A 20,561-nucleotide genomic window follows, 5' to 3' on the forward strand; every position below is an offset into this window, starting at 1 on the left:
GTATTACCAAATTAATCTACGAATTTACGAGTAAGGAGCTAGTTTTGTTCATGATAACTCGTCGCATTCGCTCCTGCGGGGTCTCGTCTTTCTCGCATTCCCACAGGAGTCTACGTGTATGCAGGCTGCTAAGTACTCTTCTCCCATTTTTGATGTAAAAAACACTTTTCTTACACCAAAGAAGGCAGGATCCAAATGGAATCCTGCCTAATTGAAGGGGAACTTCTATCAAAACGTTCTAAGGTTATTCTCTTTGACAAACACCTCATTTAATAATGATTTGTTTTCGATGAGAAATCGTGATCATTGTTCAAGCGAACCATCCCCTTATTGCTTTATATGTTAGTTTAACGTATAAAGATTGGATGATAGTCTGCGACAAACACCTCATTTCAAAGTGGAAATGACATTATTGCGTTAAGCAACATATGGTGTTACTGATCTTTATGTTACACTTATCACTCTGTGCAAGGTAACCATCCCCTTATTTATCTAATCCAGAATTTACATCTGAAGTTAGATAACTGTCTAGCTCCAGCGCCCTATCGACTTCAATGCTTCCCTCACCTCGTCTACGATAAGTCAACATCGACGCTTGCGCTCTTCGTGTTTCCTTTATCTGTGTAAGGTACACAATCTAAAAGCGCCACGTCGTGTGGCAACGATTGTGTGATCCACATCCTGTGGAACTCAGCTTTTTCCGTCGATAAGCAAGGGCGCTTTCGCTTTTCTTACAGGAACGAATGAAGTTTACATATATAGTGTTTTTTTAAAAAGTCTGGGAAAAATAGCTGTAGATTTTCTTGTCAGCATAGTTTTTAGCTCTTCACGTATGAATAGCATACGCTTTGGTGGCTTAAACTAAACTTTCTTGAACTTCTGGGCTTTTTTTGTCCTTCTTTTTGAATAATACACTAATAGGATTATTAGAATAATCTTTAGCAAACACCTCATTATTGAAGTTTTTGTTTCAATAATATTTAATGGTGCTCCCCTTCAATAAATAGAATGTCCAAGTGAAAAGAATATATACAAAATAAATAAAAAAGATGAGGAATTATTTTTATTTCATTAAGATTGTTGTTACACTATAACTACTTATTATCTGGAGGTTACGTCTAATGACGCTATTAGAAATAAAAAATGTTACGGGAGGATATACAAGAAATCCTGTATTAAAGGATATATCCTTTTCGATCAATGCAAATGAAATAGTCGGATTAATTGGTTTAAATGGTGCAGGGAAAAGTACAACTATCCGTCATATTATTGGATTAATGGAACCGCAAAAAGGCGAAATCACGATAGATGGACTTTCTTTTGAAAAAAATAAGGAAGCTTATCGGAAAAAATTTACCTTTGTACCTGAAACACCTATTCTTTATGATGAATTAACGTTAGAAGAGCATTTGAAAATAACAGCAATGGCTTACGGCTTAACGGAACAACAGTATAAAGAACGATTGAATATATTGTTAAAAGAATTTCGGATGGAAAAAAGGCTAAAATGGTTTCCAGCACATTTTTCTAAAGGAATGAAGCAAAAAGTAATGATTATGTGCGCTTTTTTAGTACAGCCTTCCCTTTATATTGTGGATGAACCATTTGTTGGATTAGATCCATTAGGCATTCAGTCCTTGTTAGATTTGATGAAAAAGATGAAAGAGGATGGTGCAGGGATTTTAATGTCTACACATATTTTAGCAACGGCAGAAAGATATTGTGACCGAATTATCATTCTTCATGAAGGAAACATAAAATGTGCCGGTACAATGGATGAGCTGCGCAAAGAATTTAATATGCCGAATGCGACCCTTGATGATCTATATATTCAATTAACAAAGGAAGAAGATTATGTTTGAGTTTAATGAAAAGCAGCTATGGAAAGATCGAATTGGTCAAACAGCAAAAGAATATATACAGTACTTAAAATATATATTTAATGGACATCTTGTCCTCGTTTTCGTGTTTTTATTAGGGACAGCCGCTTATTATTATCAAGCCTGGCTGCAGCATTTGCCTGAAAATTTTCCAGCTGGAATGATTATGAGCATCCTATTAGCGCTGCTTGTCACAAAAAGTCCTACTTATACTTATTTAAAAGAGGCAGATAAAATATTTTTAATTCCTATTGAAACAAAAATGACGAGTTATTTTAAGAAATGCATGATGGTTAGTTTTATCATTCAAGCTTATTTATTAATTATTGGACTAGGCATTTTAATGCCAATGTATGCACAAATGAACAATCAAAAATTCCATTCATTTTGGTATTTTCTTGTTGTTTTATTTGGAAGCAAAGGATTAAATTTGGTCATTCGCTGGCACATTCAATATTTTATTAATACAACTTATCATTACATAGACAGTATCATTCGATTTTGTGTGAATGCAGTTTTATTATATTTTTTATTTATAAATTCGAATCCCATTTTTATTATTATCCCGTTCTTACTGCTTGTATTTTTATGGATTTATTTTCAATATGCAACAAAAATGAAAGGGGTAAAGTGGGAGTATTTAATTGCCCAAGATGAAAAACGATTAGCATCCTTTTACCTATTTGCCAATATGTTTACAGATGTTCCTAAGTTAAAGAATCGTATAAAAAGAAGGAAGTTATTGGATTTATTTGTCCGCCTGATTAAGTTTGATGGAAATAAAACGTTTACACATTTATTTTGGAGAACATATTTTCGATCTGGCGACTATTTAGGATTAACAATAAGATTAACTGTAATAGGGGCATTGACGTTATTTTTCTTATCATTTGGGCTAGGACAGGTGCTGCTTGTGATATTATTTTTGTTTTTAACTGGTTTGCAGCTTATTCCGTTATGGAATGCGTATCAAGACAAAATTTGGATAGATTTATATCCGCTGCCAACTACGTTAAAGATTAAATCGTTTAAAAACCTTATTTCTACTGTTTTATTGCTGCAGGGAATGTTGTTATCGCTAGCTCTATTTTTTAAAGGTGAGGTATTAATTGCTGTATATTCTATATCCGCAAGCTTTGTTTTTACGTATTTATTTGTTAATTTTTATTTGAATAAGAAGCGTCTTTCCTAGTATAGGAAAGGCGTTTTTAGGCTGTCGACAACACTCGCTTTAAATAAAAAAAACGTATTCTATTCATTCAGATACTTTCACAGTAAAAAATTCGGGAACATAATGGTTTGTTTTGCGTATGTATACAATAATAAGTGAGGGAAAGGACAATTTAAAGTAAAAGTAGTTTATAAAGGTTCATAAAAACTTCTTATTTTATTATTATCTTTATTTTTATAATAAAACTAAGAGGTGATATTAATGAGATATTATTCAATAAGTGCATTTGCTGAATGGATAGGAAAAACAACACAAACATTAAGAAATTGGAATAAACAAAATACTTTTAAACTACAACATGTGACAGATGAAGAAGTTGATGGAAAGTGATCCTTGCAAAGAAAATAAGGATAAAACCAACGAAAGAACAGGAACATCAGCTTTGGAAATCAGCAGGAACAGCTCGCTGGGCATATAACTGGACATTGGGAAAGCAAGAAGGAAACTACAAAAACGGTGGCAAATTTATTTCTAATAATGATCTTCGTAAAGAATTGACTGCTTTGAAACAAACGAAAGAATATGCTTGGTTGTATAAGGTATCGAATAATATCACAAAGCAAGCTATCAAAGATGCTTGTGATGCGTATAAGAAATTCTTTAAGAAACAAGCAAACAAACCACGTTTCAAAAGCAGAAAGAAATCAAAACCGTCTTTTTACAATGACCCTATCAAGCTAAAAATCAAAAAGAATAAGGTGTTAATTGAAAAAGTTGGTTGGATTAAAACGTCTGAACATTTGCTGATGGGCGTAAAGTACTCTAATCCAAGAATAAGCTTTGATGGTAAGTACTGGTACCTGTCTGTTGGGATTGAAGAAGAAATGCAATCAACGGAATTATCAGATGTTTCGCTAGGAATTGATGTTGGTGTGAAAGAACTAGCGATATGTTCAGATGGTAGAAAGTTTAAAAACATTAACAAGACAAAAGTAGTAAAAAAGGCAGAGAAACGCCTTCGTCGGTTGCAGCGTCAAGTTTCTCGAAAATATCAAATGAACAAGGAGGGAGTCCGTTTCGTCAAAACAAGCAATATTATAAAAATCGAGAAACAGATTCAACGACTATATAGAAGATTGACAAATATTAGAGCCAATCATCTTCATCAAACTACAAACGATATCGTGAGAACCAAACCATATCGAATTGTAATAGAAACCTTAAGCATCAAAGGAATGATGAAGAACAAACATTTGTCAAAAGCCATCGCAAAACAAAAGCTATATGAATTCAAACGACAAATCCAGTATAAATGTGAGAAACATGGCATTGAATTTGTTGAAGCTGATAAATGGTATCCATCTTCTAAAATGTGTTCATGTTGTGGGGCTATTAAAGAAGACCTAAAGCTATCTGACCGAATATATCAATGTGATTGTGGTCTTATGGTAGATAGGGATTTGAACGCGTCTATCAACTTATCACATTATTAATTAGCAAATTAACACCTAAACGTTATTGCTAATATGTAGGATTCGTTGTATCCGAATTTACGCCCTAGGAGTGTCATATCAAACGAGAGTAGCTTTGGCAAAATCGGACACGAAGAACAGGGAAATAAACATATTTTATAGATTTTTATAAGGTATTGGCAACGGAATAAGCATGAATGCATATGAAAAAAAAGTTTACATAGAAGTTTCTGAATGGAAACGAAAGGTGTTAAAACGATCATCTATGTTCAATCGAATGTCAAAAAAAGCCCAAAATAAAATGAATGCGATTATTCCTGCTAAAATACATGAAGTGATTACAGAAGCCATAAAGCAAATGATAAACACCACTTTAGCGGGATCAAATAAATTAACGAAAAAAAATCAGCATCTGAATCTTACTTTAATAGAAAAAGATGAATTAATGGATAAAAAAATCGATATTTACAAAAAAACTGCAAGTGTAGAAGGTGCCGGCACTGGTGCAGGAGGCATCCTTTTAGGATTAGCGGATTTTCCTTTGTTATTGTCTATTAAGATGAAGTTCCTAATGGAGGCAGCTTCTTTATATGGATATGATACAGATCAATATGAAGAACGAGTATTTTTGCTTTATATTTTTCAGCTAGCTTTTTCAAGTGAAGAGAAAAGAAAAGTGATTTTTGATATTGTTGAAAATTGGGAGGAGCGGAAGTCAGAAGTGCTGCAGCTTGATTGGAAAGAATTGCAGCAAGAGTATCGAGATTATATCGATTTTGTTAAAATGCTTCAGCTTGTTCCAGGAATTGGGGCGGCTGTTGGAGCGTATGCCAATTATAATTTAATTGATCAATTAGGGGAAGTAGCAAAAAATGTGTATCGGATAAGAGATTTAAAAAAACTTCCATCTGTTGAGGGGGAATAACCTCAATAGATGGAAGTACCAATTATTTGATGGCAGATAACGCTGCATCCTCAGAAAATGCACTGTGATATTGTACGGCTGCAGAACATAGTGTTTTGGCAGCAATTAACATCGATTTTTCATTTATATCAAATTTTGGATGATGATGTGGATACGTTGGACCATCTGTATCTGGTTTGGCACCTGTAAAGAAGAAGGTCCCTTTTATATGGTTCAGATAATAAGAAAAATCTTCACCAGTTAAATCAGGATCGCATTCCAATGCATCGACACCAGAAATGGCTGCAGCACATTCAGCAAGATACTGTGTTTCGCTAGGATGATTCACGACAGCAGGATAGCCTTTTTCATATTGAAAAGTATACGTACTGTTTGCTGTGTAGCATGTACCTTTAATTACTCGTTCCATTTCCTCTACAATAAGGTTTTGAGCTTCTTCCTTATATGTACGAACGGTACCAGTTAAAACAGCAGTATCTGCAATGACATTATTGGCTGTACCAGATTGAAAGGTGCCAATCGTTAATACCGCAGAATCAATTGGATTAACTTTTCTGCTGACTATTTGTTGAAGATTTACAACTAATTGCGAGGCCGTAACAATCGAATCTTTTGTTTTATGAGGCTGGGCACCATGTCCGCCTTGGCCTTGGATCGTTATTTTAAAACCGTCTGCCGCCGCCATCATTGGACCGCTGCGGTAAGCAACTGTACCAGTTGGAATCGTTGCCCATAAATGTGTGCCGAATATAACATCGACTCCTTCTAAGCAGCCTGCTTCAATCATTGGTTTAGCACCGCCGGGCGACATCTCTTCTGCATGTTGATGAATAAATACAAACGTTCCAGATAAAGACTCTTTATTTTTTTCTAATACTTTAGCTAACATTAATAAAGTCGCAGTATGTCCATCATGTCCGCATGCATGCATAACACCAGCGACTTTTGATTGATAAGGGACATCTTTTTCATCTTGGATTGGTAATGCATCAAAATCGGCTCGGAGCGCAACAGTTTTTCCTGGTTTGCCGCCATATACTTTTGCGATTACTCCGTTTCCTCCTATATTCCCTTTTACTTCTATCCCTAATTTTTCATAATAAGAAATGATGTATTGCGCTGTTTTATGTTCCGCGTAAGAAAGCTCTGGATATTGATGGAGGTATCTTCTAATGGATACCATCTCCTCATAACCGCTTTCTAAATCTTGAAAAAGAGTTTCGATCATCCAATTCACCCCGTAGAAAGTTCAGAATATTTATTTTTATATTATATCACGATAAATTAAATGATAGGGAATAATTTTGTTTAGTGGGGAGAAGTCTAAATTGACAATTATAATAAACGATGCTTATTATGCAAAGTAATAGGAAATATACACCAAAAAGTATTATTTTGATGTATGGATTTCATGATAGGAAGGATTTTATCTGTTTTTTTTAATAGGCTGTTTTCTCAAAGTTTGTTGTTTTTCACGTAAAACTCCCATGGAGACTCGTCCCTCGTCTCCACCATCTAACATGAAAAAGGAATAATTGTTCCATTTTTGTATAGTGCAAATTATTATTGGATAAAATAGATAATTTGCCTTGCTTACAAAATAGCCTTTTTCATACAAAAAAATGAGAGTAGAAGTACTCAGCAGACTGAATACACGTAGACTCCCATTAAAACTAAAAAGAGAAAAGTTAATAAATTTAGTCAGTAATGATTGTTCCTTCTACCATCTGAATTCTATGGTCAGCGAGAATTTCTAAATCTTCTTTGTTGTGACTAGCAATAATTATAAGTGCTCCCCTTTCTCTTTCTTCTAATAACATTTTACGTACAAGTTCTATTCCGTTTTCATCAAGTGCATTAGTGGGTTCATCTAATAAAATAATACTTGGTTTTTCAAAGATAGCTTGTGCAATACTTAATCTTTGTTTCATCCCTAACGAAAATTTTTTTACTTTTAACTTACTGTTACTATCAAGCCCTACTCTATTTATTGCGGCTTTTATATCCTCATCTGTAGCCACTTTTTTAATTTTACTTAGTATTTTTAAATTGGTATAAGCATCAAACTGAGGTAATAAATCAGTATTTTCAATAATTACTCCTATGCTAGAAGGAAAGGAAATATCCTCATGTAATTTTTTATCACCAATGTAAATTGAACCGTTTGTTGGATGAATCAATCCTGAAAGCGCTCTTAGCAACATTGTTTTACCAGATCCATTCCTACCATATATACCATAAATCTGTCCGTCTCTAAAGTTATAATTAATATTAGTCAGTACTTGTCGCCTTTTAATTACTTTAAATAAATTCTGAACACTTATATTTGTCATCATTTGCCCCCTATAAAAAATCAATTGATTTTATTCTTTTTACTGAAAATATCAAAACTATTCCTATTAAAGTGATTATTGTTATTAGTGCAGGGATATAGTGAATAATAACTAAACTGTTAGAAAAAATATTCAGACGAGACCCCATTGCATAGTTTGGAATTAATAAATATATAAAAAATCCCTTTATATTGTATTTAAACATTAGATCAGCTCCAATAATGGCTCCTACAACGTATGTGTTAATGCTTAAAAATGCTATCTGGGGACTAAAATATAATTCTAAATATAACTGTAAGATTAATAGAAAAAGGAAAGTAATATAATACATCAGAATAGCTTTTAATATTAATATATTAACTATAAACTCTGAATTACTATAGAAAAAAAAGGTAATATAGTATGAAACAACACTTTGTATGAAGATTAATGCCATCAATTTAATAGCAACCCAAAAATAACGCAATATTATCCACTTTACCCTATTGTAATTCCGTACCATTAAATATTGTCCGTACCCATTAAGTACTTCTTTTACATTTCCTGAAAAATAAAAACTGATACTTACAAATGAGAGATACCAAAACATTAACAACCTGTAATCAGCTAATAGAGGTATCCCCATGAAAAAGTTTAAACCATCAGGAATCTCAGGATACCATTTAGCTATAATTGGCCCATACATCCAACATTGCAATGTAAAAGCAATTAAAATGATAAAAAATAGGCTTCTACCTTTCATAAAATATGAAGTCCTTTTCATTAAATATTATTTTACCTACAATATATAAAATAATAGCTAATCCTAGCTGGCGAATATAGATAAAACTTAAAATAGTGAAGTCCCACACGTCACTTAATAACATTTCATATATACGTATATCCTCGATAGGGACCCAAAACGGAGTTTCAATAAAATAACTTAAAGCAACTAAAATAAATGTTATGACAATAGCAATATTTTTTGAATGAAACCAGTCCTCAAGGATTTTATCTAATATTCCTATCCACCAATATAAAAATACCATGGCAACACCATTTAAGAAGGTGATTATGTAAAAATTATGATCTAACATTATATCATTTCCAATAAAAATAAAAGTAAATACTACATTTACTATTAAAAATGATCCAACAAAAAGTAAGGAGGAAAAGAAGATATTGGCTATATGGCCGTGAAATAATTTTACTCTATCTGATTTTCGAGTAAGATAGGAAGTTTCCTCTTTTATTGCAAGAATATTCATAAATAGTAAAAATACTAAGGATAAGATGGTTAATACCCTTAGTGAACTATAGCCTTGTAAACTTCCATTCATAATTAACAGTATATTGTCATTTGAACTGGAAATAAATGTATCGTTTTGCATATACCATATAATAGAGAAAAACAGCAGTACAATCAAAACTGAAATAACGTATTTTTTTAATTTATATTTCATCCGTTTTTACCCTATATAAAAATGTGAAAATTGGTAACAAGACTAATAAAAGTAAATACTGTATTTCAGCAGGAATAATATCATCAAACCCGTATTCTGTAAAAGGCTGAAATAAATTCATGAGTGAATTATTAAGAATAATTAAGGTAAACCATATAAAAAATGCAGCAGGGTAAGAGTATTTACTGTTTTTAAAAATCATACTGACACTTGCTCCCAATGCTCCAGCTAATCCAGAAAAAATACTTACATTTAATAAAAAAGAAAGAGCAGTTAAAAAAGGATTATTTAAGCTAAATTCATGTAATAAATCATCACCAAAACTCATTTCAAATAATCCAAACGAAAACGTTCCCCCAGCAAAAAGAATATAAGAAAGAATTAAATTTAAAACTAAAGCTGTAAGCATTGTAATAAATGGAACTAAAAAAGACATAATAAACTTATTCCTTATGTAAATTTTTTTCCCCACTTTTGAAATTATAATCGCATTATATCCATACTTTACATCTTGAATATAATCATCTGAGCATATTATTAAAAAATATATTGGCAGAAACCAAAAAAGTAAAATTTGAGTTATATGCCCTCCCGATCCAGAAAGAAAAAAAGCAATGGCCGGATGATAATCTGTTCCCCATTTTATCTTATTTATATACAAAAAACACACTTCAATTAACGGTACAAAAATAATGATCCAAAAGAAAATCATACTTTTTCTGTTTTTATAAATTCGTAAAAAAGAACTTTTCACATATATCCTCCTAATCAAGCACAATAAAATTATAAGTAAGAATGAAATAATGAATCATTCACAACTTATGGAATAAAAGAAGTAAGAACAGAGCGAGAGCCAACCTTTTTCTCACTCACTTTCTATTTACCATGTTTCCTCATCCCAAATTCCTTCTACTAGATACTGATCCAGATTGTAATTATTATTTTCTGCTGTTAAGTAAACAGTTGTCTGATTTGCTGTAGAGTATGGTTTTACATATGAGGCAGGATCTCCCTCCAATTTGTCTACCGGCGCAGATACATTAGTCTCGTTTTCTTTTTCTAACCAAAAACGAGTAATTGTATTTGACGAATCTGATTCCTCAGACCAAGTCATTTGTACTTTCCATGGATTATCAATACTAGTAGTTTGCCTATATGCACTTTCTTCATATTCTCTTGTATTCAACTGGTATGAAAGAATATGGAATAAATAATCATTATCAAAATTATCTGTTGCATGAGAAACTAGAGGTGAACCCAAAACACCCACTCCGATACCTAATGCTAATCCTAATTGCCCCAACTTACGTTTTGTTGACTTTTTCATATTAACCTCCTAAAAATTTTATTTGCTCTCATGTTTAATTGTATTATTCTTCTAAATTACTTACAATAGTTTCCACGTTGTTATTCTAGATGTTCAAAAAGTTGTCGGAATTTCAAGAAACTTGCAAGTTTTATCCCCAGACTGATTTGGTAAAAATAATTGAAGGTGCTGGTTTTTCAATTCTAAAAAGACAGGGACTTTACTCCCTTGAGAAGTACCTACCTTTAGGTAACAAGGCACTACGGTATACATTGCCTGAAGTTCAAAGCGAAGAATATTTCTTTCAATGGATATTGGCAAAAAAAGTTAGAAACACATGAAGTTAAACTGATAATTGCCGCTTAATAACTCGATAAATGGGGGTAAAAGTAAATGTTATTAAAGAAGTTAAAAATTTATAATTACAAAAAATTTGAAGACTTTACCTTAGAGTTTAATAATAACTTTTCTGTAATGATAGGAAATAATGGGGTTGGAAAATCAACGCTATTGGAAGCTATCCACTTGGCCTTAACAAGAACAATCAATGGTAAACCAATCTTTTATGAATTATCACCCTATATATTTAACAGGAAAATAGTAAACCATTTCATAGAAGAAGTAAAAGTTGATAATAAGAAAACTCTTCCAGAAACAAAAATAGAATTATACTTCTCCGAGTCGGAAGATTCTGACCTTAATGAAAATTAATAGGTATAGAGAATAGCGAAAATATTAATGTGCCGGGATTCGTATTTTCTATTAAATTTAATGAGCATTATCGGGAAGAATATCAGCAATATATTGAAAATGAAAATTTTATACATATCCCTACTGAGTACTATACAGTAGAATGGAAAAGTTTCGCGGGAGCGACGATAACTACAAGATCGATTCCAATAAAATCCCATTTAATTGACTCTACGACTACAAGCCTAGCTGCTAGTTCTCAAAAGTATATTATGAAGATAATCTCAGATGTCCTAGATGAAAAACAAAAAGCTAATTTAGCGGTACTCTACCGAAGCTATAAAGAAAAATTCGGTGGGAATCCAAATATATCCTCTATAATGAATGAGAAGAAAAATCTCATGTTAGACGACACAAGGAACTTATCAATATCTCTAGATGTGACTCAAAAGGCTACTTGGGAATCAGCAATTGCTGCTTTCTTAGACGATATCCCTTTCGATTATATTGGTAAAGGTGAACAAAATGTTATAAAGATAACACTTTCTATTGGAAACAGAAAGCCTGAAAGAAGTTTAATATTAATAGAGGAACCGAAGAGTCATCTTTCATTTTCAAACATGAGAATTTTATTAGATAAAATCACATCCGAATATTCTGATCAACAATTACTTATTACTACCCATAGTTCGTATGTATTAAATAAAATGGCAATGGAAACTGTTATCCTTTTTGGTGATAATAGAAGTGGGAAGTTAAATCAGTTGCCAAAGGACACAAGGGATTATTTCCAAAAACTACCGAACTATGACCCTTTAAGATTTATTTTATCTAAAAGGGTAATATTGGTAGAGGGACCAGCAGACGATTTAATTATTCAAAAAGCCTATTATCAAAAATATAATAAACTTCCGTTAGATGATGGGATAGATGTCATATCAGTTAACGGGCTTTCTTTTAAAAGATTTCTAGACATAGCAAAGTTGCTAAATATAAATACTGTAGTAGTTACAGATAACGATCATGATTTTGAAAAGAATATAATTAATAAATATAAGGACTACATGGAAGGTGCCATTAAAGTGTGTTTTAGCATAAATAATGAGCTGAATACATTAGAACCACAGGTCTTAAAGTGTGATAGTGGCAATTAAAAACAATACTAGGAAAACATGATAAGTCTGAAGAAGAGTTGCTAGAATTTATGCTTAAAAACAAAACTGATTGGGCATTAAAAGTATTTTTGAACAACGAAATACATTTAAATTTTCCGGAGTACATAAGTTATGCCATCCAATAAGAGAATCATTAAGGCTGCTGCTGGAACAGGAAAGACTACGTTATTAATAGGAGAAGCAGTAAGAAACTATAACGAAGGAAAAGTACTGTACCTTACATATACGAATGCAAATTTAAACTCTATGAAGTATGATCTTATGGACTCAGTAGGAGTTATACCCTCGAACATAAAATGTAAGACATGGACAGAGTTTTTGCTTAATGAGGGTGCTAGGCCATATCGAAAGGTTATGGGAGGACCGGAAATAGAAGGGATTAATTTTTGTTCGTTAGGGGAGATACCACGGTTAAAAGGTGTAACAGCTACTAATTGGAGGTATTATTACGACTTCCAAGGAAGACTATATTATGAAAGGCTGGCTCAATTTTGCTATGTAATATTAGAAGCTTCTGTTGGAGCAATCATTGATAGACTCGAAAAATTCCACGATTCTTATAGATGAGATTCAAGACATGGGAGGATACGATTTAAAAATAATCGAGGCTATTTACCGGTCTAGCCTAAATCTTGTAGTTGTAGGAGACCACAGACAAGCAACATATTCAACAAACTTTGGACCTTTTCTTAGCAAATATAGAGGGGTTAATATCTTTAATTTCTTTACGGAAGTGTTAAAGCACGATAATCTAGAAACCTTAGAAGTATGCCACCGTTGTCCACAGATAGTTTGTGATTTAGCAAACATCTTGTATAGTGACCTTAATATGCAATCAGCAAAGAAAGTTGAGAAGGAAGATGCGGGAACATTTCTGGTCAGTATGGATAATATATCCTTGTTTTTAAACATTATAAGCCAACAGTACTCCTACTATGATATAAGAGCGCTTAGAAAGTTCAGATCCTTCCTCGATGAAGAATGTAACTTTGAATCAATAACTTTTGGCAAATCAAAGGGGTTAAGCTTTGATAATGTTTTAATACTTCCCACAAAAGAAATGGAATATCACATTATAAATGGTAGACACAAAATGTCGAATTCAGTAATAGCTCAGTTTTATGTAGCCATTACAAGAAGCAAAAATAATGTTGCGATTTTAACAGAAAAACCTTCTTACTTTGACTTTTTGAATAAATGGGAAATAATCAGTCAAGAGGAAGTGTTAAAATATGATATTACTATTTTCATTATTTCATAATAGCCTATGCATACATTAAGTCTATGATGTGATTACATAAACTTTTTTAGAAAGAAGGTTTTGACTTGGAAGTGAAAATTACTGATTTTGTTGGCAAGGGAGCCTCATTACTTTTTAATTTTCCTATGTATACAAATATTAAGTATGATTTAGCAGTTGAAACAAGGGAAGAACTTGAAGTTTTAGACTATAATGAAGAATTCGGCCCCACAATCCTTAATCACACGGAATTTGTTGAAGGAAAGGATTTTAAATTTTTAAAGACCATCTTCTTAAAGGAACATAATATTTATCATTATTGTCCTATGTGTAAAAGAGATACCTATATTGTAAGCTCTAAACATGAGAAGCTTTACGACATTGATCCAGATGATGATATATTAACAGTAGGAACAAATATTAGGTCTGCGGACGAAAATGAGGCACATGAGCAGTACGTAAATGAAAAATTAAAGAGTCGTGCGAAAGTTTTTTTTGAAAAAGTATTTGGTGAAACTAATACTGCTCAAATAACTTTCCATTGTACATCTAAACATCAACATAAAATGTATGTTATTTTTCAAATAACAGAAGATGGTTACTTAATCAAAACAGGGCAATATCCTTCTATAATGGACTTTGAAAAATTTAACGGTTTAGATGACATTTTTGGTAAAGACATCAAATCCAAGAAAGATTTTAGAACTGCTACAATATTAAAAACTCACAATTACGGAGTGGCGGGTTACCTTTATTTAAGAAGAATCTTTGAAAGGTTAATTTTTAATAAAGCTGAAACAGCTAATCCGAAGGGTTACTTATAAAAGAAGAATTTGAAAAGAAAAAAATGCAAGAGAAGGTACAACAATTGCATGAACTAGGGTTAATTCCAGATTATTTAAATGAAAATAAGACATTTATTTATGGAATACTTAGTAAAGGTTTACACCAACTTACAGAAAAAGAGTGTTTAGCAAATTATGATTCTTTAAAAGAATCAATAGTATTAATTCTTAAAGAAAATAGTGAATTAGAGAAAAGGGAAAAGATAAAAAAAGAAACTAACCAAAAACTTAATTCCATCCATACAGAAATGAAAAGCAAGTAATGGATTGTATACTAAGATTCAATCTGTTTGATAAAACTTAGTATCTAGAAAAAAGCATGGAGAAAATCATTTTCTCCATGCTTTTTTCCTCTTAAATAATTACGGTGAACCTTATCATAAATAGTTATCAGTTAACGAAATGCTAACATTTTGCTAACGCCATCTAAGAAATGGGCGTAATTTTTCGTTCAAGATGTTACATTATAAAAGTCTTAAAACGTTGATTTAACGCCATTTTATTAAATGTTGTTAAAGATGTTTCACTTTTCAACCTCATGGGCGGTATGATTTAAAAGTCCGTGGTTATATCCCCAGTACAATTTTTTGGGGCTAAGGTGCGTATAGAACTGATGTTTTTTAGAATTTTTATAATAAGAAATATGTAAAAAATAATTCTAAAGATTCTTTTGCTGGCTTTCCCTACTCCAATTGCTGGCAATCCAACTCTTACGGCAACGGGCAGCAGAACAGCTCCGATTAAGGCAACAGCTGGTGATGGCCAGAAAAAGAAGGAAATAAGCATCATCAGGATGCCGATAATCCAATAAGCTAATCCTGGTGACCGGATTAATTTCGCAAAAGGGGATATCATGACATCATTAATTCCTGTTTGTGTTAATATTTTGCTCATTGCAACAATAATGGAAATAACTAATATAGTAGGCAGCAATTCGGTAATAGCAAAGATAAAGCTGGTGAAAATACTGCTTATCGAACTGCTTAATGATCCAGTAGCTGTAATTGCCAATAAAAATATTCCAACTATACAAATGAAAGTAGTATCACGCTTCATCACCATAAATCCGATAATAAAAAGTATAAATAAAACATATATCCAGTGAAGTGCTGTTAATTCTATACCCATATTATATTACTCCCTTCTAATCCGCTTAAGAAAACGTATAGGCATTTGCCACGATTCGGATTAATACAGCGTATGAATGGAGTTGTATTTGGTGATAGGGAAAAACAATTTCTCTTTAAAAAATGAAGATAGTATGAATAGCGGATAACTCCTTCTCAAGATGGATAAAAAATCATCTATGGAATGAACAAACAGAGCTGAAAAAATAGTAAACTAAAATAAGAAAATAGTTGAATTTTTATGTTGAATAAAAAAGGTGAGGAAGAGGAAAGGAGAAAGAATTTGCGTAGCAAATCATTATATCAAATTATGTTTGCCATCTGCTTATTAGCAGTTGGAGTAGCTATATTGCTCGTAAATATTGGTGTCATTTCCTTGGAAATAAAACAGCTTTTTGTCGTATCTTATCCATTTCTGTTATTAGTGTACGGATTGATTTCTTTTGCCGGCAATATAATAAATAGAACAAGTAATTATTTCTTTTCTTTATTCATTATTATCTTTTCGAGCTTTTTAGTGCTTGATCGATTGCATGTGATTAGCTTTCAATTTGTTGAGTTTTGGAAACTATGGCCTCTTATTATTATATTTAGTGCAATAAGATTTCTATTTGGATATACAAAAAAAGAAGTCAGATTATCAAAGGATTTTTCCATTGGAGATGTTAAGCTGAATCATGATAATTGGGCAGTGGAACCGATGGAATTATATAATAGCATCGGTGATTATTTTATTGATTTCAGCAAAGCCTATATTCCGGAAAAAGAAACAACGATTGAAATAAATGGTTGGATCGGCGATATAAAAATATTAATTCCAGATGACTTGCCTGTAAATATTGAAGGTGAAGTGAAAATAGGGGATCTGCGAATTTTCCATTCCTCTAAAGATGGGATAAAGAACAGATTAGCCTATAAATCTCCTGATTATGATCAAGCAGTGAAAAAAATCAATCTGCAAATCTATTTAAAAATTGGTGATATTCGAATTGAAAGAGTATAGAGGTGTGTTGTGAAGAAAACAAAAGGAATTCGCTATTGGTATTTTCAAAGTTTTTTTATGACAAGCATCATTAGTTCATTGCTTCTATTTATTGGGACGCAAGTCTATTTGTATTTTTATAATAATCCAGTTTTTACGACAAAAACGTCATTTTGGCTTTTTATCAACAGTCTGCTTGTTACGTTGCTAGTTGGTTTGTATTTTGCTTTGAAGGAAAGTGGAGTTTTAAGCAACCAGTTAGGAGATGTATTATTGTTTGTATCTACATTAAGAAGAGGCAAATTTGCAGAAAGAATGGATGTGTCCAATAAAGAAATGATTGGACATATAAGTGAAGAATTGAACCAGCTTGCTACTTATTTACAAGAATTAGTCCAATCATTGCAAAGGCTTGCGAATGAAAAAACAACACTCGCAAAAACAGCGCATACAGCAGCTGTCATGGAAGAAAGACAGCGTTTGGCAAGAGATTTGCATGATGTTGTCAGTCAACAGCTTTTTGCATTAAATATGATGTCATCGGCTGCCTATAGAATTTTTGACACCAATCCAGAGCAGGCAAAAATACAATTAAAGGAAATTGTAGAGATTGCAGGAAAAGCACAAGGAGAAATGCGTGCATTATTGCTGCATTTGCGCCCAATTGAATTAAGCAATGACAGTTTATGCGACGGAATAATCAAATTGATCCAAGAACTAAAAGAAAAAACACATTTACATTTTACTGCAAGTATTGATGAAATTGAGTCTTTATCATCTGCAGTACAGGAGCACTTGTTTCGGATTGTTCAAGAAGCATTATCCAATGTTCTCCGTCATTCACATGCAAAAAAAGTGAAGATGACATTAGAGGAGAAAGATGCATATGCTTATTTACATATAAATGATGATGGAATGGGGTTTGACCCAACGGTTGAAAGAAAAGCTTCCTATGGATTAAAAACAATGCGGGAACGCTGTGAAGAAATTGGTGGGATGATAGAAATTCGATCAAAAGTCGGAGAGGGAACGTATATAGACATCCGTATACCGATAAAGGGGTGATAAGAATGATTAAAGTGGTTGTCGTAGATGATCATGAAATGGTAAGAAAGGGAATTGTTTCGTATTTAGCAACCGAACCTACTATAAAAGCGGTAGGAGAGGCAAATGGTGGCTATCATGCAATAGAGGTTGTAGCAGAGGAAAAGCCTGATGTAGTATTAATGGACTTATTAATGGAAAAAGGAAATGGCATCGAGGCAACGAAGGCGATTTTAAAAAATTTCCCCCAATGTAAGGTCATTATTATTACAAGCTTTTATGATGAAACACAAGTAATACCAGCAATTGAAGCGGGTGCATTTAGTTATTTGCTGAAAACAGCAACCGCTCGGGAAGTAGTAGATGCTATTCATAAAGCGTTTGCCGGTGAAACGGTGATTGAGCCGAAAGTAGCCAATGTAATGTTAAAAAAGCTTCGTCCTTCAGAAAAAAAACCTCATGATGATCTAACTGAAAGAGAACTAGAAGTGCTTATGTGCATCGGGGAAGGCATGACCAATCAAACAATTAGTGAAGAATTATATATCGGGGTTAAAACAGTGAAAACGCATGTAAGCAATATTCTTGCGAAGTTGGACGTATCAGATCGTACACAGGCAGCGGTGTATGCCAATAGGAACGGAGTGGTAAAATCTTTCAAGAAAGAGAATTAATCTGCTTCGGAACATTCTTTTTAAAAAAGGTTGTTTTCGTATAGATTGTTGTTTTTAAACTCGCAGCCTGAATACACTTCTCTTTCCGTGGGCGAGCGTCGAGCCTCCTCGTCGCATACGCTCCTGCGGGGTCTCGTCTTTCTCGCATTCCCACAGGAGTCTACGTGTATGCAGGCTGCTAAGAAACACTTTTCCAAATGTATTATGTAAAAAACAACTAACTTTGAGAAAACAGCCTTAAAGAAAAATAGTTCAAAACTTTAAGGCTAATCGAAGGCGACTTTTGATTAGCCTTAATTTTGTTATTATTTTTTCTCTTCTGGGATGATATGGTAGGTTACATATGATTTGCTATAGAACATATTGTTTTGTTGAATTTTCCACTCATCTGGAATCGGACCTGCAATTGGGAATGTTTGGGGAGAAGCGAAACTTTCCCATTGTTTGAAGGAATCCGGGTCTCTCCATAATGATAATACTAGATAAGCATCTCCTTTTACTGAACGCAGAAAACGGACGGCTGCATACGGTTTGCTGCTTATTTCTAACTTTTGGACTGTTTTATGTTCAAAAATCGGTTTTGATATATCTTCTAAAGAAAAATGATTGATTACTACATATCCCTTATTTTCTAATTGTCCAAATGAATATAAAATATCGAATTTTCTTGGCGTCTTGAAAAAGCTTTTGCCATCAGATTCATGTACTAATGTTGCTTGATCTTGATTTGTGCTTTGCATAAGCAGCATGTTTTCTGCAGAGAAGTATTTTTCATATTTTTTTTCTAAAAAATCGTACGTTCCATTTGCAATAAAAATTTGCATAAAATATACCTCCTTTATTATTAGTAGTATAAGTAGTTTTTGTGAAAAAAGTGTCTTATCTTGCTATAAATGTATATTTATCCTTTTTTCATAAAGTTTCAACAGATAAATGCGTCTATTTTGTGACAAAATTGAAGGTTATCTATACAACGATAGTAGAAAGGATATATAGTTGATATATCTTTTAACTATACAATTTTGTATAATAGTAAACGTTTTTACAGGGTGTCTCATCCATAAGACATTCTTTTTTATTTGCAATTTTATTTATAAATATTATAATTTAGTAATGATTACAATGTTCTTGTTTTTTATTTCAGATTTTATATAATACAATATCACTATATGCATCGGAAAGGTGGACATATTAAATATGAGCAAAAAATTTCAACATACATTTTTAAAAGCAGCCAAGGGAGAAGAAACTGAATTTGTTCCTGTTTGGTATATGCGTCAAGCTGGACGGTCTCAGCCAGAATATCGAGCAATTAAGGAAAAATACTCCCTTTTTGAAATTACCCATCAGCCAGAGCTTTGCGCCTACGTTACAAAGCTTCCTGTTGATCAATATGATGTGGACGCAGCCGTCTTGTATAAAGATATTATGACACCACTGCCTGCAATTGGCGTCGATGTCGAAATACAATCAGGAATCGGACCTGTTATTGCGAACCCGATAAAATCTTTTCAAGATGTAGAGAAATTAGGGGTGCTGCAGCCAGAGAAGGATATTGCTTACGTATTGGATACAATAAAACTATTAACAACAGAACAGCTTACGGTACCTTTGATAGGTTTTTCGGGAGCTCCATTTACACTTGCGAGTTATATGATTGAGGGAGGTCCGTCGAAAAACTATCATAAAACAAAAGCATTTATGTATGCTGAACCAGAAGCATGGTTTGCTCTTATGGAAAAACTGGGCGATATGGTAGTCACTTATGCAAAAGCACAAATTAAAGCCGGAGCGAATGCTATTCAAATTTTTGATTCATGGGTTGGTGCATTAAATGTCGAAGATTACCGCATTTTTATTAAACCAATTATGGCAAAGATTTTTTCAGCATTAAAAGAAGAGCAAGTTCCTTTAATCATGCATGGAGTAGGTGCAAGTCACTTAGCGCTGGAATGGAATGACTTGCCTTTAGACGTTGTTGGGTTAGATTGGCGTTTATCCATTAAAGAAGCAAAGGAAAAAGGAATAACAAAAGCGGTACAAGGGAATTTAGATCCTGCTGTTCTTTTGGCACCTTGGGAAGTAATTGAAGAAAGAGCCAAGGATATTATAGATCAAGGGATACAACAAAAAGGATTTATTTTTAATTTAGGACATGGTGTATTCCCTGATGTGAATCCTGCAGTTTTAAAAAGATTAACTGCATTTGTACATGAATATTCAGCAGAAGCTATAAAGAAGAAATAAGTATAAAC

At 32.8% G+C, this 20,561-nt stretch carries 21 protein-coding genes and 2 pseudogenes; 15 read left to right on the plus strand and 8 right to left on the minus strand.

Annotated elements, in window-relative coordinates:
* The first annotated feature begins 1,121 nt into the window (after positions 1–1,121).
* The 5 genes and pseudogenes from ACTXGU_RS11845 (at position 1,122) to ACTXGU_RS11865 (ending at position 5,448) form a co-directional block, all read left to right on the plus strand.
* Positions 1,122–1,862: an ABC transporter ATP-binding protein gene (locus tag ACTXGU_RS11845; protein ID WP_443481729.1), complete on the plus strand. Its 741-nt coding sequence runs from the start codon at positions 1,122–1,124 to the stop codon at positions 1,860–1,862.
* Positions 1,855–3,072, plus strand: coding sequence for an ABC transporter permease (locus ACTXGU_RS11850; RefSeq protein WP_443481730.1), 1,218 nt, complete (start codon positions 1,855–1,857; stop codon positions 3,070–3,072). The genes ACTXGU_RS11845 and ACTXGU_RS11850 overlap by 8 nt, the downstream gene beginning before the upstream one ends.
* A gap of 240 nt (positions 3,073–3,312) precedes the next feature.
* Positions 3,313–3,420: pseudogene (locus ACTXGU_RS11855) on the plus strand (IS607 family transposase); the annotation flags it as partial.
* Positions 3,421–3,437: 17 nt separating this feature from the next.
* Positions 3,438–4,544, plus strand: coding sequence for an RNA-guided endonuclease InsQ/TnpB family protein (locus ACTXGU_RS11860; protein ID WP_443481731.1), 1,107 nt, complete (start codon positions 3,438–3,440; stop codon positions 4,542–4,544).
* A 172-nt stretch (positions 4,545–4,716) separates the two neighbouring features.
* Positions 4,717–5,448 carry an EcsC family protein gene (locus tag ACTXGU_RS11865; protein ID WP_443481732.1) on the plus strand — a complete coding sequence of 244 codons (732 nt, stop codon included), beginning with the start codon at positions 4,717–4,719 and terminating at the stop codon, positions 5,446–5,448.
* 22 nt (positions 5,449–5,470) lie between these two features.
* Here ACTXGU_RS11865 and ACTXGU_RS11870 read toward each other — a convergent pair whose 3' ends face one another.
* The 6 genes from ACTXGU_RS11870 to ACTXGU_RS11895 form a co-directional block, all read right to left on the minus strand.
* Positions 5,471–6,676: a M20 family metallopeptidase gene (locus tag ACTXGU_RS11870; protein ID WP_443481733.1), complete on the minus strand. Its 1,206-nt coding sequence runs from the start codon at positions 6,674–6,676 to the stop codon at positions 5,471–5,473.
* A gap of 469 nt (positions 6,677–7,145) precedes the next feature.
* Entirely contained in the window at positions 7,146–7,781 is a 636-nt protein-coding gene (locus tag ACTXGU_RS11875) for an ATP-binding cassette domain-containing protein (protein WP_443481734.1), read from the minus strand.
* Between the two features lie 10 nt (positions 7,782–7,791).
* The gene (locus tag ACTXGU_RS11880) at positions 7,792–8,523 is read right to left on the minus strand and encodes a DUF2705 family protein (RefSeq protein WP_443481735.1); all 732 of its coding nucleotides are present in this window, start codon (positions 8,521–8,523) and stop codon (positions 7,792–7,794) included.
* The gene (locus tag ACTXGU_RS11885; RefSeq protein ID WP_443481736.1) at positions 8,513–9,223 is read right to left on the minus strand and encodes a WxPxxD family membrane protein; all 711 of its coding nucleotides are present in this window, start codon (positions 9,221–9,223) and stop codon (positions 8,513–8,515) included. Before ACTXGU_RS11885 ends, ACTXGU_RS11880 begins: the two co-directional genes overlap by 11 nt.
* Positions 9,213–9,977: a DUF2705 family protein gene (locus ACTXGU_RS11890; protein ID WP_443481737.1), complete on the minus strand. Its 765-nt coding sequence runs from the start codon at positions 9,975–9,977 to the stop codon at positions 9,213–9,215. The genes ACTXGU_RS11885 and ACTXGU_RS11890 overlap by 11 nt, the downstream gene beginning before the upstream one ends.
* A 126-nt stretch (positions 9,978–10,103) precedes the next feature.
* A complete protein-coding gene (locus tag ACTXGU_RS11895; protein ID WP_443481738.1) occupies positions 10,104–10,550 on the minus strand; it encodes a DUF2712 domain-containing protein in 447 nt (148 codons plus the stop codon).
* A 372-nt stretch (positions 10,551–10,922) separates the two neighbouring features.
* Here ACTXGU_RS11895 and ACTXGU_RS11900 point away from each other — a divergent pair, with 372 nt between their 5' ends.
* The 6 genes from ACTXGU_RS11900 (at position 10,923) to ACTXGU_RS11925 (ending at position 14,742) form a co-directional block, all read left to right on the plus strand.
* Entirely contained in the window at positions 10,923–11,240 is a 318-nt protein-coding gene (locus ACTXGU_RS11900; RefSeq protein WP_443481739.1) for an AAA family ATPase, read from the plus strand.
* A 29-nt stretch (positions 11,241–11,269) separates the two neighbouring features.
* Positions 11,270–12,373 carry an ATP-dependent nuclease gene (locus ACTXGU_RS11905; RefSeq protein ID WP_443481740.1) on the plus strand — a complete coding sequence of 368 codons (1,104 nt, stop codon included), beginning with the start codon at positions 11,270–11,272 and terminating at the stop codon, positions 12,371–12,373.
* Between the two features lie 132 nt (positions 12,374–12,505).
* Positions 12,506–12,961: a UvrD-helicase domain-containing protein gene (locus ACTXGU_RS11910; protein ID WP_443481741.1), complete on the plus strand. Its 456-nt coding sequence runs from the start codon at positions 12,506–12,508 to the stop codon at positions 12,959–12,961.
* Positions 12,924–13,655 (plus strand): UvrD-helicase domain-containing protein, encoded by a 732-nt coding sequence (locus ACTXGU_RS11915; RefSeq protein WP_443481742.1) that lies wholly within the window; start codon positions 12,924–12,926, stop codon positions 13,653–13,655. The genes ACTXGU_RS11910 and ACTXGU_RS11915 overlap by 38 nt, the downstream gene beginning before the upstream one ends.
* Positions 13,656–13,720: 65 nt before the next feature.
* Positions 13,721–14,458, plus strand: coding sequence for a hypothetical protein (locus ACTXGU_RS11920; RefSeq protein ID WP_443481743.1), 738 nt, complete (start codon positions 13,721–13,723; stop codon positions 14,456–14,458).
* Positions 14,459–14,481: 23 nt separating this feature from the next.
* Positions 14,482–14,742 (plus strand): hypothetical protein, encoded by a 261-nt coding sequence (locus ACTXGU_RS11925; protein WP_443481744.1) that lies wholly within the window; start codon positions 14,482–14,484, stop codon positions 14,740–14,742.
* 412 nt (positions 14,743–15,154) lie between these two features.
* Here the strand turns inward: ACTXGU_RS11925 and ACTXGU_RS11930 are convergent.
* A pseudogene (locus tag ACTXGU_RS11930) lies at positions 15,155–15,607 on the minus strand (hypothetical protein); the annotation flags it as partial.
* Positions 15,608–15,889: 282 nt separating this feature from the next.
* Here ACTXGU_RS11930 and liaF point away from each other — a divergent pair.
* The 3 genes from liaF to ACTXGU_RS11945 are packed head-to-tail and all read left to right on the plus strand — an operon-like array spanning position 15,890 to position 18,306.
* Entirely contained in the window at positions 15,890–16,609 is a 720-nt protein-coding gene (gene liaF, locus ACTXGU_RS11935; RefSeq protein ID WP_443481745.1) for a cell wall-active antibiotics response protein LiaF, read from the plus strand.
* A gap of 9 nt (positions 16,610–16,618) precedes the next feature.
* On the plus strand, positions 16,619–17,653 hold the full coding sequence (locus ACTXGU_RS11940) for a sensor histidine kinase (RefSeq protein ID WP_443481746.1): 1,035 nt from the start codon (positions 16,619–16,621) through the stop codon (positions 17,651–17,653).
* A gap of 5 nt (positions 17,654–17,658) precedes the next feature.
* The gene (locus ACTXGU_RS11945; RefSeq protein WP_443481747.1) at positions 17,659–18,306 is read left to right on the plus strand and encodes a response regulator; all 648 of its coding nucleotides are present in this window, start codon (positions 17,659–17,661) and stop codon (positions 18,304–18,306) included.
* Positions 18,307–18,611: 305 nt separating this feature from the next.
* Here ACTXGU_RS11945 and ACTXGU_RS11950 read toward each other — a convergent pair whose 3' ends face one another.
* Positions 18,612–19,130: an antibiotic biosynthesis monooxygenase family protein gene (locus ACTXGU_RS11950; RefSeq protein ID WP_443481748.1), complete on the minus strand. Its 519-nt coding sequence runs from the start codon at positions 19,128–19,130 to the stop codon at positions 18,612–18,614.
* Positions 19,131–19,503: 373 nt separating this feature from the next.
* Here ACTXGU_RS11950 and hemE point away from each other — a divergent pair, with 373 nt between their 5' ends.
* The gene (gene hemE / locus ACTXGU_RS11955) at positions 19,504–20,553 is read left to right on the plus strand and encodes a uroporphyrinogen decarboxylase (protein ID WP_443481749.1); all 1,050 of its coding nucleotides are present in this window, start codon (positions 19,504–19,506) and stop codon (positions 20,551–20,553) included.
* The last annotated feature ends 8 nt before the right edge of the window (positions 20,554–20,561 follow it).

Source organism: Niallia sp. 01092, assembly GCF_052318935.1.
Taxonomy (GTDB): Bacteria; Bacillota; Bacilli; order Bacillales; family Cytobacillaceae; genus Niallia.